Here is a 12,510-nt window from a genome sequence, read left to right as displayed (position 1 = left end):
GTAGCAATGAAATTTTTAGGCAACTTCAACGTAAATAAAATGTTCGACAGCATTATTATGGAGCGTCAATATGACGCTCTATATACCACCATTCACCATTGCGATTGTAATTTTACATTCGGCGGACAATGGGACCGAAAATATAGTTTTCATAGTGGTTATGTAACTGGTGCGAAGCATTTTGTTTGTCCTAATTGTGGTGTTTACTCAAACCCTGAAAAGGATAAGATTTACTATTCAACAAATGAAGATAATGTGTTCCCTTTAAACTTAAATATCGACATATGGAACTATAAACATTTTCTTGATTTGAAAATTCGCTATAAAGGTATTCAGTTAACGTTCGACGGAAGACGAATAGACCGAGGGATATGTACTGAAACTCTTCGCTTTGACTTTAAGCGTAAAATGGCCGTATTTATTGACCGCAATCATAAAAAGCATGATTTAACAGTTGAGTACATCAGAACAAATGATGTTTTACCTGTATTAAAGTACTTTAACAAGTCATACGCTGTTCACGCTGTATATAAAAAGCAATTAAATACAATCTTTAAATCGCTTAGATTAACGTTTGAACGACGTTTAAAAGAAGTGTACGGCTTTGATATTAAAGGAGTGTATATACCACCTTCTGTGAGTGAATATGGCGGTTATTTTAAAACTATGCTTGTTAATATGGCCTTGAAAATGCAAGCACCGGACATGCCAACAATTACAGACTTAATTAAAAGTAACAATAATTGGGAATACTCATATGGTATTCAACCTAATATCGCTATTCCGTTTGATGATGATGTACTTAACTTAACAAGAACAGGAGTGAACTTCCTGGAAGCGTTACGAATTACAAGTCATGCACCTAATAGTCGTTCATTACGGAAAGCAATGATTGAAGACCCTATGATGATTAAAATGGCGAATGTTTTAAATCTGTTTAAAGATGAAAACTGTCGACGGAAAATCGTTACATTAAAGCGTAAAGTCGAATACAGTATTCCGCACTATGAACACATTGTAAAACGGCCTCGCAACTTATTAGACTGCATGAAGGTTACAACGCAAGAAATTCGTAATATGTGGCTTAATATCATAGCTCGTTTTGGTGAAAAGAACGTTCTTAAATGGTTATTGAGTGAAGAACAACGTAATATAAGCGACATCGTTAATATATATCAAAAACTACAGCCTAACTATCGTGAAGTGTTGCATAATACAAAATTCCGCTTAAAGAGCTTTCACAACGTGGTTATTAACATATTCAATAAACAGGAATATGGCGATGTAAATCTGCCAACAATTCCAACGCTAAACGCAGACGTTAACGGACTTCATTTTATGGTACCGAAAACTGCTGCCGATTTAATGACGATTGGTAAACAGCTTAGAAACTGTGTTGGTTCATATAAAGACCAGGTTATGCGAGGTACAACGGCAATCGTAGTTGTAACAGACGATACTATGAAACCAGTTGCATGCTTAGAATTAAATCGAGTTGATGATGATTTTAAGGAGCTTGTGCAAGCGAAGCTCTTCGGAAATCAAAGTGTAAATAGGAATAAAAACATTAACGATACAGTTTTAGCCTGGGCGAACCAATTACAAATTGAACCTAGAACGATTGATATTGAAGCACAAGTATCATAGAGAGGATAAAATATGAAACTCGTACAATTAAATTTACAAAACTTTAAGGGCATTGAATTTGGTGATTTTAGGTTTACTAATAACACTATAATTCGTGGCGATAACGCTACAGGTAAAACGACTGTTTTCGATGCCCTTTGCTGGTTATTGTTTGGTAAAGACAGCTTAGACAGAGCAGACTTTCAAATTAAAACACTAAAAAACGGCGAACCAGTTCATAACGTTAATCATATGGTACAAGCTGCCTTTGATAACGAGGACGGAACAGGGTTTACCTTAAAGCGTATATATCGCGAGAAGTACAGTAACCCTAGGGGTGGTGAAGTGAAATTAACCGGTCATACGACTGATTATTTCATTAACGATGTACCCTCTAAAGAAAAAGAGTATAAAGCCTTTATTAATAACATGATTAATGAAGATGTTTTTAAACTCATTACGAACCCTTTATTCTTTAACGAGCAGTACACATGGCAAAATCGCCGTAAATTATTACTTGAAATGTGCGGTAATGTGGACGATGCAAGCGTAATCAATAGCAAGGACGAATTAAAACGTTTAACCGAACTATTGAATGGCCGTTCTATAGACGAGCAACGCAAGATTATCGCAAGTAAAAAAACTGCTATCAATAAAGAACTGGATATGATACCAGTTCGAATTGATGAAGCGGTTAAGTGTAAACCAACTCCAATGGAAGCCGAGCAAAAGTTAAAAGACGATATAGCGACTATTGAAACTGCTATTAAACAATTAGAGGAAGATAAAACGGTTATCGTTAACGGCTTGGACGGCGCAGAGCGCACCGCTAAAATTCGTGAAGTAAAACGTAAATTGGCGGATAGAAAAAGTCAGTTAATGAACGAACATACTGACAACGAGCGACGGTTAGAACATGAATATAAATTATCGCTTGTTCAATTACAAATGGCAGAGAGCGAACGCGACCGCTACAAAGACCGTGAATATGAATTAGATAGTCAAATCAAACAGGAAGAAGCTCGTATCGATAAATTACAAGCAGAGTTTGATACGTTCAATAAGCAAGAATTTGACGATGAAAATTGTCCGACTTGTGGACAACCATATCCAGCCGAAAAGCGAGCAGAGCTCGAAGCTATGTTTAATATTCAAAAAGCTACAAACCTTGAAGAATGGCAAAAGTTGATTGATAGTGCTAAGGCATTAAGACAAAACTACATCGAACAAAAGGAAATCATGCAAGTGAAAGCCGATGGCATGAGTAGTCAAATCGAAGAACTATCTAATACTAAAGATGCGAAACAAAAAGCAATGAATGAAGTCGGTGAAGTTGATTTAGATAACGATGTACAAGTTAACGACCTTAAAGCAGAGTTATTCATGCTTGAACTTGACGAAGATAATACAAGCGACGACCAATTAAAGCGAATTGATAGTGAATTATCTGAACTAGCTGATAAGCGAAGCACGTTACAAACGGAACTCACTAAATATGATGTTATTCGTGATATTACTAAACGCATTAACGAACTAGAACAAGAACAACAACGCTTGATTAACGAAAAGAATTTAGTTGATGAGACGGCGTTCCTATTAGATGAATTTGTGAAAGCTAAAGTTGAAATGCTCGAAGATACTATTAATAAGCACTTTACAATTACAACGTTTAAAATGGCGAATGTTCTTGTAAATGGTAGCGTTGAAGATTGCTGTGAAACTATGGTTGATGGTGTTCCATATAGAAGCCTTAATAACGCAGCACGAATTAACGCTGGTATTGATATTATTAACGCTTTAACTAAGTTTTATAAGGTAAACGCACCGGTGTTTATTGATAACGCCGAAGCGGTTACTAAGTTCGTTAACTGCAATAGTCAAACCGTTAAATTAATCGTAGACGAAACATGCAACGAATTGCGTGTAGATATGGAGGTATAACATGGCGAATGAAATTACAACAAGAAAAAATGAAGTGGCAGCTAACTTTAATTCCGTAGCTAGTTTTGAATTATTACAACGTCAAGCAAAAATGTTCAATGAATCTAGCTTAGTACCTGATAACTTTAGAGGCCCTCAAAACTTTGGTAATGCTTGTATCGCACTTGAAATGGCGGTTCGTATTAACGCTAGTCCATTAATGGTGATGCAGAACTTATACGTCGTGTATGGGAACCCTAGTTGGTCCTCTAAGTTCTTAATTGCAACGTTTAATCAATGCGGTAGATTCGAAGCGATTAAATACAAAGAAACTGGTACAAAAGGAACAGACAGTCAAGGTATTATTGCCTACACTCGCGAAAAGGGAAGTGATGAAGTTATCGCCGGTCCTGAAGTAACAATCGCAATCGCTAAGGCGGAAGGCTGGTATGACAAGAAAGGTTCTAAATGGCGTACAATGCCGGACCAAATGTTACGCTATCGAGCTGCAGCTTGGTTGATTAGAACTACAGCACCTGAAATTTCAATGGGGTTACCTACTGCCGATGAAACTATCGATGTTGAAGGTAACGTAAGCGAAATCTTAGATGATGCTGTAACAACGATTGAACATAACGCAAACACCGAAACGCTTGATATTGATAACGAACCAACGTTTGTTGATGCTGAAACTGGTGAAGTATTAAATACTGATGCGATGTTCAAATGATTAGCGTTGAATGTTTTGGTAGCAGTTCCGCTGGTAACTGCTACCGCTTAAAATCAAACGTAAACGGCGATGAAATTATCCTCGACGCAGGTTTACCCTTTAAAAGTATTCAAAGAGCTTGTAGGTATAATTTTCTGCATTTATTTGGTGTTTTAGTAACTCACCAACATGGCGACCACTCTAAATCAGTTATAGATTGGTTGAAATTAGGTCATAAAGTATATATGACAAAAGATACGGCGCAAGCGTTACACGTTTTAGACGAACGGACCTGGGTTGAAATTACACCGAAGCAGTCGTTTAAGATTGGGTGCTTTACTGTTCTTCCTTTTGAATTAGAACATGATGTGCCTAACGTAGGCTTTTTGATAACTGACGGCGACGAAAAACTATTGTACATAACGGATACATTTTATTGTAGGTACACCTTTAAAGGAGTACATCGAATACTTGTTGAGTGTAATCACTCATATGAAATCTTGAAAAATAAAGTTCATGAAGATGAACTATCTAAGCAACGAATGGAAAGGCTTGTAAAATCGCATTTTGCACTTGAAAACGTCGTTAAGTTCCTACAATCAATGGACTTAGCAGAGTGTAAAGCGATACACCTTATCCACTTATCAAACGAAAACTCGAACGAGGAGCAATTTAAATCAGTTGTACAGGCAGCTACTGGAAAACTGGTAATCGTAGAAAAGGAGTGATAACTACAATGGCACGACCGACCGCAAAAGGGGTTGAATACTTCCCTTTAAACGTTAATTTCATAAATGATTTAAAGGTTCGTAAGTTACTATTGTCATGTGGTGCAGAAGCAATCGCAGTCCTAATCTACCTACTTTCAACAATTTACAAGGACGAGGGGTATTACGTTGAAATTCACGAGGACGAAATCGACCTTATTGCATTAGATGTAAATGTTACTCCTGAATTTGTGTTAGAAGTGATAAATAAGGCATGTGAAGTTCGCTTTTTTGATGTAAATTTATACAATAATTTTAATATTCTTACATCGAAAGGAATTCAAGAACGTTATTTAAAAATTACAGAACGTCGAAAAAATTCTGTTGTAATAACTCAGTTTAACTTAATTAATGTATACAATAACTCAATTAATGTTAACAATAACTCAATTAATGTAGACAATAACTCGGTTAATGTATACAAAAGTACACAAAGTAAAGTAAAGAAAAGTAAAGTAAAGAAAAGTAAAGTAAAATCTCTCTCTAACGATAGTGTTAAAAATGTATATTTAACAGAAACGGAAAAGAGAGATTGTATGAATAAAAAAATTTACGAACTTTACTTAAACGGAATAGGACAAATATCACCAACAATAAAAGAACGTTTAGATGATTTGGTTGAGTTGTACGGAATGGAACATGTAATTGTAGCTATCAATACAACAATCGAAAGTGGTGGCAGTAGCATTAAGTACGTTGAAACCGTGGCAGCTAGTAACTTGAAGAAGAAGGTGAATGACAATGGAACAAATAAACGTAGACCAGGAGCTGGAGCGACTGAAGCAACAGATGGCAGTGAAATCGACTGGTCGCAAGGTAACACCGAATGGTTATGAGTGGTACAAGCCGATTTACAATGAACCGGTGGTCGTTGAAAAGAAGGTTGATTTAAGCGTGTATGGCATCAAAGGCCGTTATGTGGATATGACTTTTGACAAGCTAAAAGCACAAGGAGCACCAGTAGAAGATAGACAAGCCTATAACAACGCTTTCAAATATGGCGTGCATGTTAGAGAACATATCGCCAATGGACGAGGACTGATAATGATAGGCCCTGTTGGTACTGGTAAGACTAGCCTAGCAATTAGCATTTTACGAAAAGCAATCGAACAAGGGTATAACGGCTATTTGATATCCATGACAAGCCTATTCGATACACTCTTAACGCTTAGTAAAGGCCCTAGTGAGCATTACTTGAAGTTTGAAAATCGTATTCGAAACTCACCACTATTAGTGCTTGATGATTTCGGAGCAGAATATGCAAGCGAATGGGTTCAACAAAAGGTCGCTTCGATTATTGCGGACAGAGTAGAGCGTAGTAAATCAACGATTATCACGTCGAATTTATCGGTGGAGCAAATTAAGAAAGCCTATGACAGCCGAGTATATGACCGCTTAAAAGGAACATCATTTCTAATTGCGTTCAAAGGTAAATCACAACGGCAACCACTCGACATTAACGAAATTTAAAAATTCACGCTGTGTGAACATAAAATTCTCGTAACGATAAAATACTCGTGAGAATTAGTAGACCGACCTTATCGCGTTAAATTCATAGCTTAAATCGCAAAATAAAATACAAGATATATGACATGAGGTAACTAAAAATGGAAATTAAAGTTTTGATTGATGAAAAACATAAAAGTACATTCATTGAATATGACGAAACTAAACATGATAAAGAAACTGTTTGTGCATTCCTAATTTCAGCACTTTTTAACTATACGAAAGAACTGCCAGCAGTTGAACGTGATATTTTACGGTTATTGTACTGTGAAACCATGGCGAAAGGAGGAATTATGTAACACATGAATAAGCTAGTAGTGTATGGTCGACCAACAACTAAAAAGAATAGTTCACGAATTGTATATCATGGTTCACATCCTCGAGTCTTACCATCAAAAGCCTTTTGTGATTATGAAAAAGATTGTATTAAACAGTTGCAATTCTTCAAAAAACGAGTGAACTATAAAGGCCCTATATCCGTACAGTGCCGCTATTACATGCCGGATTTTAGAGGTTGGCCGGACTTGGTCGGCCTACTACAAGCTACATCGGATATATTAACCACCGCTGGGGTTATTTTAGACGATATGTGGATAACAGATTACAACGGCTCTGAAATAGTCGGTGTTGATAAACATAACCCTAGAGTGGAAATTCAAATAGATTACGCTAAACCACCTCATGTATTACATGAGATTTGGAACAGGAGGAATAGTAAAAAATGATTGGGGTATTTGTGTTAGGTTTATTTATTGGTACTGCACTAGGTGTATTGATTATGTGCTTATGTATCATCACTAAAGATATTGATAATGAACTTAAAAAGCTAGAGGGAGATAATCGACATGAATAATATTCCGTATTTTTTATCGCACTTGCCTATATGGAAAGCCAACGCAAAAGATACAGTTAAAATCACGAAACGTGCTCGTGTTAAAGAACATCAATTCGACGCAGTTGATAAAAAGTCCGAGGACGTAGTAGTGAAACAATGTCCAGTATGTGGCATTAAATATCGTGTATCGTATCGACTTCGCAATATTAAAAAGACATGCAGTCCTTCATGTGGACAAAAATTACGAAACCAAACATTAAAACCGACAGACTGGGTTGACGAAGCTATTAAGATGCGCCAGGAAGGTATGATTTTATCAGACGTTGCATTACGAGTTAATCGTGCAACGAGCACGGTGTGGAAGCAGTTGAAATTGAAAGGAATTGAATAATGAATAACAATGAATTCGAACGTGTAACAGGTTATGAAGATGCAGAATTACCGGAAAGAAAAACGGAATATGCTGCCGGCTATGATATGAAACCTTATGAAAGCGGTTTTGTTATGCCAGGTGAAACAAAGTTAATTAAAACTGGCATTAAAGCTCGTATTAACTATGACGAACATATTCAAATGCACTTGCGTTCTAGCGTAGGTATTAAAAATAATATTATGCTTGCCAATGGTACAGGTATTATCGACGCCGATTATTACAATAATGAGGATAACGAGGGTCATATCATGATACCTATTCGAAATTTAGGCAACGCACCATTCGAATATAAAGCTAGTGAAAGATTAGTTCAATTACTGTTCATGCCATATCGTATCACCGCAAAAGATACAACAACGGACAAGCGACATGGTGGGTTTGGTAGCACTGGGGTTTAATTTATAAAAGGGGACTGCAAGTATGGAAGAATTAACAAAAGCGGAGAAACGAAATCAAGCAAGGCTATATATCGCTAAGATTGATGATTATCATTTAGAAGAACAAGCCCTGGTATCACAATTAGAATTACTTCAAAAGCGACTGGGACCAGCTGGGTTACCGCATAGCAGTTTAAGCGAACGAACTGGTGGCGGTGGTTCAATGGGAATTATGGACCAGTTCAAAGAATTAACACGCTTGAAAGATGAAATTACAACGCTAAAAGAAAAAGCTGTGGAAGCAGAATGTGATATATTGCGGTGTATTTACAACATACCTGAACCAAAATATCGTGCCATACTGATTGAAAAGTATGTTAATCGCAGAGATATGTACGCTATATCGCTTGTGTATCGTCAATTAGGCATGCAAAATAACTCAACGAACTACATCAAAAGAACCATTCGAAAAGCAGAGGAAGCGTTTTATGATTACAATTTAAAAAAATAAGGGGTGCAACTAACTGTCCTCAACTATGTAGATATTATGCGTACTCGTAGCGTGTGTGGTGCACCTAAATGCACCTAATGTTACACTAAGTGCACCCAAATTACCATCAAGTGCACCTAAAATGCTATTGAGTGCACCCTATTGACAATGATATGATGTATTCGTCGATAGGTAGAAGTTGCACTACTGTTTAGACATTGCTATCCTCTCTTAGCGAAAACACTTAACTCTCTCATGAAAAGAGCACCCTAAAACTAGGGTGCTCTTTTTGTATGCAAAAAATAAAAGGAGGTACTGAATGGAAGTTATTAATATTAACGTTAACGAATTAACACCATACGAAAATAACCCTCGAAATAACAATGAAGCTATTCAATACGTCGCTAATTCAATTAAAGAGTTCGGCTTTAAAGTTCCGCTTGTAATTGATAGCGATAACGTTGTTATTTGTGGACATACTCGGTTATTGGCCGCTAAGCAATTAGGCCTTCAAGAAGTTCCTTGTATTGTTGCCGATGACTTAACAGACGAACAAATTAAAGCATTCCGATTAGCAGACAACAAAGTAGGTGAAATCGCTACTTGGGACTTGAATAAACTACAACTTGAATTAGATTTTTTAGACTATAACATGGAAGATTTTGGCTTTATAGAAGCCATGGAAGAACCTGATATTAGCGAGTTCTTAGAGGACCATGAAAGCAAGCCTAAAGAACCTAAGACTGTAGTTTGTCCTGATTGTGGACACGCATTTACGGTGGAATAATGAAAGTATTTTTAGCTAATATCGAAGCAGACTTTGTTATCGAAGGCAGTAAGCCTAAATACTATTTAGAGAGTTATTTTTATCTAAAAAAACCAATTCAACTTCAATTAATGCAAGAGGTAAATATGTTCTTGCTTGATAGTGGAGCGTTCACATTTATGAACGCTAAAAAAGAAAAGGCTGTTAATATCGATGAGTATTTAGACAACTACATCGCTTTTATAAATAAATACGATGTTAAATACTTCTTTGAGTTAGATACGGACAGCGTACACGGTTTAGATAAAGTACTTGAAATGAGAGGTAAGTTAGAAGCTAAGACTGGTAAGAAGTGTATACCTGTTTGGCATAAGTCAAGAGGTATTGAGTGCTTTAAGAAGTTATGTAAAGAATATGACTACATTGCTATAGGTGGGTTCGTTACAAAAGAAATTAAAGAAAACGAGTTCGCTAAAGTTAAACAACTGTTAGATTATGCTAAATTTCATAACGTTAAGGTTCACGGCTTGGGCTTCACTAGCATGAAGTATTTAGATAAACTCCCCTTTTATAGTGTTGATAGCACATCTTTTAAAAGTGGACGTCGATTTGGACAAGTACATCATTTTGATGGTAAAAAGATAGTATCTAAAAAAAGACCTGATGGTAAACGAGTTAAAGATTATCACGAAGTGGATAAAATTAACTTACAAGCCTGGTTACAATTTCAAAAGTACGCTGAAATATATCTGTAAGGAGAATATATGAATAAAGCTATTGTTTTATCGAGCGGTGGTGTAGACAGCACAACCGCTCTTGCGTTAGCTGTAAATCAATTTGGCAAAGATAATGTTTTATCTTTGTCTTTTTTTTACGGACAAAAACATGATAAAGAACTAAAAGCTGCAGAGAATGTGGCTGATTATTACGGTGTAAGTCATAAATTGTTCGATATTAAACAGTTCTTGGCTTATTCTAATTGCTCTCTTTTAACACGTTCAACAAAAGAAGTTAAAGAGGGAAGTTATGACGAACAATTAAAAGCCAAAAAGGAAGATGATATTTTAGAAACGTATGTTCCTTTTAGAAACGGCTTATTATTGTCTATTGCTGCTACTATTGGAATGAGTGTAGCAGAGAACGATAAAGTGTACATTTATCTAGGAAACCATGCAGATGATGCAGCTGGTAACGCTTATGCAGATTGCTCTATGCAGTTTGTGAAAGCTATAGGAGAAGCGATTAAACTTGGCACCTACAATAAAGTTGAAATTAAAAGTCCGTTCGTTAATTTTAATAAAGCACAAATTGTAGAAAAAGGCTTATCTCTTGGTGTTCCTTATGAACTCACATGGAGTTGTTATAAAGGCGGAGAAAAGCCTTGTGGTAAGTGTGGTACTTGTATCGACAGAATTAATGCTTTTAAAATTAACGGTCTTAATGACCCAACTATGAAGGAGTAAACGAAATGTATTATGTAATAAAACGAATGGAGATTGCTGGTTCACATCAGCTTAAACTCGATTACGAAAGCAAATGCCGTAACCTACACGGCCATAATTGGATAGTAACAGTCTTTATGAAAAGCGAAGAAGTAAACGCTAATGGAATGATTATGGACTTCACTCATATTAAACGTGCTATTCACGACCGATTAGACCATAACCATATTAATGATGTAGTAGGCGAGTTAAACCCAACTGCAGAAAATATGGCTAAATGGATATGCGACCAGTTAGGTAAATGCTGTTATAAAGTATCTGTACAAGAAAGCGAAGGGAATATTGCTATTTATGAACGTGATTGAAATTTTTAGCAGTATCGAGGGCGAGGGAACACGAGCTGGCGAACTATGTACTTTTATTCGACTAGCAGAATGTAACTTGCGCTGTTCCTACTGCGATACGGAATACAGCTTTGACGGTGGAAAACAAATGACCGTCGAAGAAATTATGCAAGTAGTCGATAGTTATGGAAATGTAAATGTAACTATCACAGGTGGTGAACCGTTATTGCAAGATTTAACGGAATTACTAAACGCTATGAATAGGTATTTTGTTAACATCGAAACAAACGGCAGTATAAACCCTGTTCCGTTGTATGGTGAATATCAAAATCTTATGTTCACTGTTGATTATAAATGTCCTTCTTCTAAGCAAGAGGAGTTCATGAACAACGGCGAAGCGTTACAGGACTTAGAAGAGTGCGACGTCATTAAGTTTGTAGTTGGTAGCTTGGAAGACTTAAATCGTATGCGTCAATTAATTGATGATAACGACTTTAAAGCACAGGTTTATGTATCACCAGTATTTGGCAAGATTGAACCTAGAGACATTGTTGATTATATGAAAACATATAACCTACAAGGTGTTAGATTACAACTACAAATTCATAAATTCATATGGCCGCCTGAAATGAAAGGAGTGTAAGCATGAACCAGGAAACTATTGAAAATGCTATCAAGCTCCTATTAACAGGGCTTGGTGAAAATCTAGAACGTGAAGGCATTGTTGAAACACCTAAACGTGCTGCCAAAATGTATTTAGAAATGCTAGAGGGTATGAACTACACAAACGAGGAAATCGCTAAAATGTTTGGCAAGTCCTTTGAAGTGGATACAACTCAAATGGTAATTGTTAAGGATATTGAAGCCTTTTCTATGTGTGAACATCACTTAGCGTTGATGTATGACATGAATATTAGTGTAGGATATATCCCTAATGGTCGTGTAATTGGCTTATCTAAAATTCCTCGTATAGCTGAAATGTGCTGTAAGCGATTACAACTACAAGAAAAGATAGGCGAGGACATTGCGGAAGTTATTTCTATTGCGACTGGCAGTGATGATGTAATTGTACACATTACATCGAAACATAGTTGCGTTACTGCTCGTGGTGTTAAGTCTCGTGGTTCCAGTACAACTACAACAACGAAAAAAGGTAAATTCACAAGCGATTATGATTTAACTCGTGAATTTATGAACGGCTTGAAATGACAGTTGTTAACTGCATTAAACATAAATGCTTAAACAATAAAAATGGCAAGTGTACAGCCGGCGTCATTGAGTATGACGGCTTGTGC

Annotated in this window: 18 protein-coding genes; all 18 read left to right on the top strand. The window is 36.5% G+C overall.

Going from position 1 to position 12,510, the window contains the following annotated elements:
- Positions 1-6 precede the first annotated feature (6 nt).
- The 18 genes from E6X37_RS02585 to folE all read left to right on the top strand — a co-directional run bounded on the left by E6X37_RS02585 (position 7) and on the right by folE (position 12,424).
- Positions 7-1,647 (top strand): PcfJ domain-containing protein, encoded by a 1,641-nt coding sequence (locus E6X37_RS02585; protein ID WP_316689495.1) that lies wholly within the window; start codon positions 7-9, stop codon positions 1,645-1,647.
- A 12-nt stretch (positions 1,648-1,659) separates the two neighbouring features.
- Positions 1,660-3,567: an AAA family ATPase gene (locus tag E6X37_RS02580; RefSeq protein ID WP_316689493.1), complete on the top strand. Its 1,908-nt coding sequence runs from the start codon at positions 1,660-1,662 to the stop codon at positions 3,565-3,567.
- A gap of 1 nt (position 3,568) precedes the next feature.
- A complete protein-coding gene (locus E6X37_RS02575) occupies positions 3,569-4,276 on the top strand; it encodes a hypothetical protein (RefSeq protein ID WP_316689491.1) in 708 nt (235 codons plus the stop codon).
- A complete protein-coding gene (locus tag E6X37_RS02570; protein WP_316689489.1) occupies positions 4,273-4,983 on the top strand; it encodes an MBL fold metallo-hydrolase in 711 nt (236 codons plus the stop codon). Before E6X37_RS02575 ends, E6X37_RS02570 begins: the two co-directional genes overlap by 4 nt.
- 8 nt (positions 4,984-4,991) lie before the next feature.
- Positions 4,992-5,858, top strand: a complete 867-nt coding sequence (locus tag E6X37_RS02565) for a DUF4373 domain-containing protein (protein WP_316689488.1) — start codon at positions 4,992-4,994, stop codon at positions 5,856-5,858.
- The gene (locus tag E6X37_RS02560; RefSeq protein WP_316689486.1) at positions 5,812-6,492 is read left to right on the top strand and encodes an ATP-binding protein; all 681 of its coding nucleotides are present in this window, start codon (positions 5,812-5,814) and stop codon (positions 6,490-6,492) included. Before E6X37_RS02565 ends, E6X37_RS02560 begins: the two co-directional genes overlap by 47 nt.
- Positions 6,493-6,629: 137 nt before the next feature.
- Positions 6,630-6,827, top strand: coding sequence for a hypothetical protein (locus E6X37_RS02555; RefSeq protein ID WP_316689484.1), 198 nt, complete (start codon positions 6,630-6,632; stop codon positions 6,825-6,827).
- A gap of 3 nt (positions 6,828-6,830) precedes the next feature.
- Positions 6,831-7,253, top strand: a complete 423-nt coding sequence (locus tag E6X37_RS02550) for a RusA family crossover junction endodeoxyribonuclease (protein ID WP_285364105.1) — start codon at positions 6,831-6,833, stop codon at positions 7,251-7,253.
- Positions 7,250-7,381 (top strand): hypothetical protein, encoded by a 132-nt coding sequence (locus E6X37_RS02545; protein WP_316689481.1) that lies wholly within the window; start codon positions 7,250-7,252, stop codon positions 7,379-7,381. The genes E6X37_RS02550 and E6X37_RS02545 overlap by 4 nt, the downstream gene beginning before the upstream one ends.
- Positions 7,374-7,754, top strand: a complete 381-nt coding sequence (locus E6X37_RS02540) for a hypothetical protein (protein WP_316689479.1) — start codon at positions 7,374-7,376, stop codon at positions 7,752-7,754. Before E6X37_RS02545 ends, E6X37_RS02540 begins: the two co-directional genes overlap by 8 nt.
- Positions 7,754-8,194, top strand: a complete 441-nt coding sequence (locus tag E6X37_RS02535; protein ID WP_316689478.1) for a dCTP deaminase/dUTPase family protein — start codon at positions 7,754-7,756, stop codon at positions 8,192-8,194. Before E6X37_RS02540 ends, E6X37_RS02535 begins: the two co-directional genes overlap by 1 nt.
- Positions 8,195-8,216: 22 nt before the next feature.
- The gene (locus tag E6X37_RS02530) at positions 8,217-8,684 is read left to right on the top strand and encodes a hypothetical protein (protein WP_316689477.1); all 468 of its coding nucleotides are present in this window, start codon (positions 8,217-8,219) and stop codon (positions 8,682-8,684) included.
- Between the two features lie 298 nt (positions 8,685-8,982).
- Positions 8,983-9,450, top strand: coding sequence for a ParB N-terminal domain-containing protein (locus E6X37_RS02525; protein WP_316689476.1), 468 nt, complete (start codon positions 8,983-8,985; stop codon positions 9,448-9,450).
- The gene (locus E6X37_RS02520) at positions 9,450-10,184 is read left to right on the top strand and encodes a hypothetical protein (RefSeq protein ID WP_316689474.1); all 735 of its coding nucleotides are present in this window, start codon (positions 9,450-9,452) and stop codon (positions 10,182-10,184) included. Before E6X37_RS02525 ends, E6X37_RS02520 begins: the two co-directional genes overlap by 1 nt.
- 9 nt (positions 10,185-10,193) lie before the next feature.
- Positions 10,194-10,892, top strand: a complete 699-nt coding sequence (queC, locus tag E6X37_RS02515) for a 7-cyano-7-deazaguanine synthase QueC (RefSeq protein WP_316689473.1) — start codon at positions 10,194-10,196, stop codon at positions 10,890-10,892.
- 5 nt (positions 10,893-10,897) lie between these two features.
- Positions 10,898-11,236 (top strand): 6-carboxytetrahydropterin synthase QueD, encoded by a 339-nt coding sequence (gene queD / locus E6X37_RS02510; RefSeq protein WP_316689471.1) that lies wholly within the window; start codon positions 10,898-10,900, stop codon positions 11,234-11,236.
- Positions 11,223-11,858 carry a radical SAM protein gene (locus E6X37_RS02505; RefSeq protein ID WP_316689470.1) on the top strand — a complete coding sequence of 212 codons (636 nt, stop codon included), beginning with the start codon at positions 11,223-11,225 and terminating at the stop codon, positions 11,856-11,858. Before queD ends, E6X37_RS02505 begins: the two co-directional genes overlap by 14 nt.
- A 2-nt stretch (positions 11,859-11,860) precedes the next feature.
- Entirely contained in the window at positions 11,861-12,424 is a 564-nt protein-coding gene (gene folE / locus E6X37_RS02500; RefSeq protein ID WP_316689469.1) for a GTP cyclohydrolase I FolE, read from the top strand.
- Positions 12,425-12,510: the final 86 nt, after the last annotated feature.

Source organism: Veillonella parvula, from assembly GCF_032550495.1.
In the GTDB taxonomy this organism is placed as follows: Bacteria; Bacillota; Negativicutes; order Veillonellales; family Veillonellaceae; genus Veillonella; species Veillonella parvula_G.
Note: the sequence above shows the minus strand (reverse complement) of the source record. Positions and strands in the feature narration are given on the sequence as shown.

What these genes read in the sequence shown, in the direction of transcription:
- E6X37_RS02585 (WP_316689495.1), top strand. Translation starts at nt 7, where the DNA reads ATGAAATTTTTAGGCAACTTCAACGTAAATAAAATGTTCGACAGCATT.
- E6X37_RS02580 (WP_316689493.1), top strand. Translation starts at nt 1,660, where the DNA reads ATGAAACTCGTACAATTAAATTTACAAAACTTTAAGGGCATTGAATTT.
- E6X37_RS02575 (WP_316689491.1), top strand. Translation starts at nt 3,569, where the DNA reads ATGGCGAATGAAATTACAACAAGAAAAAATGAAGTGGCAGCTAACTTT.
- E6X37_RS02570 (WP_316689489.1), top strand. Translation starts at nt 4,273, where the DNA reads ATGATTAGCGTTGAATGTTTTGGTAGCAGTTCCGCTGGTAACTGCTAC.
- E6X37_RS02565 (WP_316689488.1), top strand. Translation starts at nt 4,992, where the DNA reads ATGGCACGACCGACCGCAAAAGGGGTTGAATACTTCCCTTTAAACGTT.
- E6X37_RS02560 (WP_316689486.1), top strand. Translation starts at nt 5,812, where the DNA reads ATGGCAGTGAAATCGACTGGTCGCAAGGTAACACCGAATGGTTATGAG.
- E6X37_RS02555 (WP_316689484.1), top strand. Translation starts at nt 6,630, where the DNA reads ATGGAAATTAAAGTTTTGATTGATGAAAAACATAAAAGTACATTCATT.
- E6X37_RS02550 (WP_285364105.1), top strand. Translation starts at nt 6,831, where the DNA reads ATGAATAAGCTAGTAGTGTATGGTCGACCAACAACTAAAAAGAATAGT.
- E6X37_RS02545 (WP_316689481.1), top strand. Translation starts at nt 7,250, where the DNA reads ATGATTGGGGTATTTGTGTTAGGTTTATTTATTGGTACTGCACTAGGT.
- E6X37_RS02540 (WP_316689479.1), top strand. Translation starts at nt 7,374, where the DNA reads ATGAATAATATTCCGTATTTTTTATCGCACTTGCCTATATGGAAAGCC.
- E6X37_RS02535 (WP_316689478.1), top strand. Translation starts at nt 7,754, where the DNA reads ATGAATAACAATGAATTCGAACGTGTAACAGGTTATGAAGATGCAGAA.
- E6X37_RS02530 (WP_316689477.1), top strand. Translation starts at nt 8,217, where the DNA reads ATGGAAGAATTAACAAAAGCGGAGAAACGAAATCAAGCAAGGCTATAT.
- E6X37_RS02525 (WP_316689476.1), top strand. Translation starts at nt 8,983, where the DNA reads ATGGAAGTTATTAATATTAACGTTAACGAATTAACACCATACGAAAAT.
- E6X37_RS02520 (WP_316689474.1), top strand. Translation starts at nt 9,450, where the DNA reads ATGAAAGTATTTTTAGCTAATATCGAAGCAGACTTTGTTATCGAAGGC.
- queC (WP_316689473.1), top strand. Translation starts at nt 10,194, where the DNA reads ATGAATAAAGCTATTGTTTTATCGAGCGGTGGTGTAGACAGCACAACC.
- queD (WP_316689471.1), top strand. Translation starts at nt 10,898, where the DNA reads ATGTATTATGTAATAAAACGAATGGAGATTGCTGGTTCACATCAGCTT.
- E6X37_RS02505 (WP_316689470.1), top strand. Translation starts at nt 11,223, where the DNA reads ATGAACGTGATTGAAATTTTTAGCAGTATCGAGGGCGAGGGAACACGA.
- folE (WP_316689469.1), top strand. Translation starts at nt 11,861, where the DNA reads ATGAACCAGGAAACTATTGAAAATGCTATCAAGCTCCTATTAACAGGG.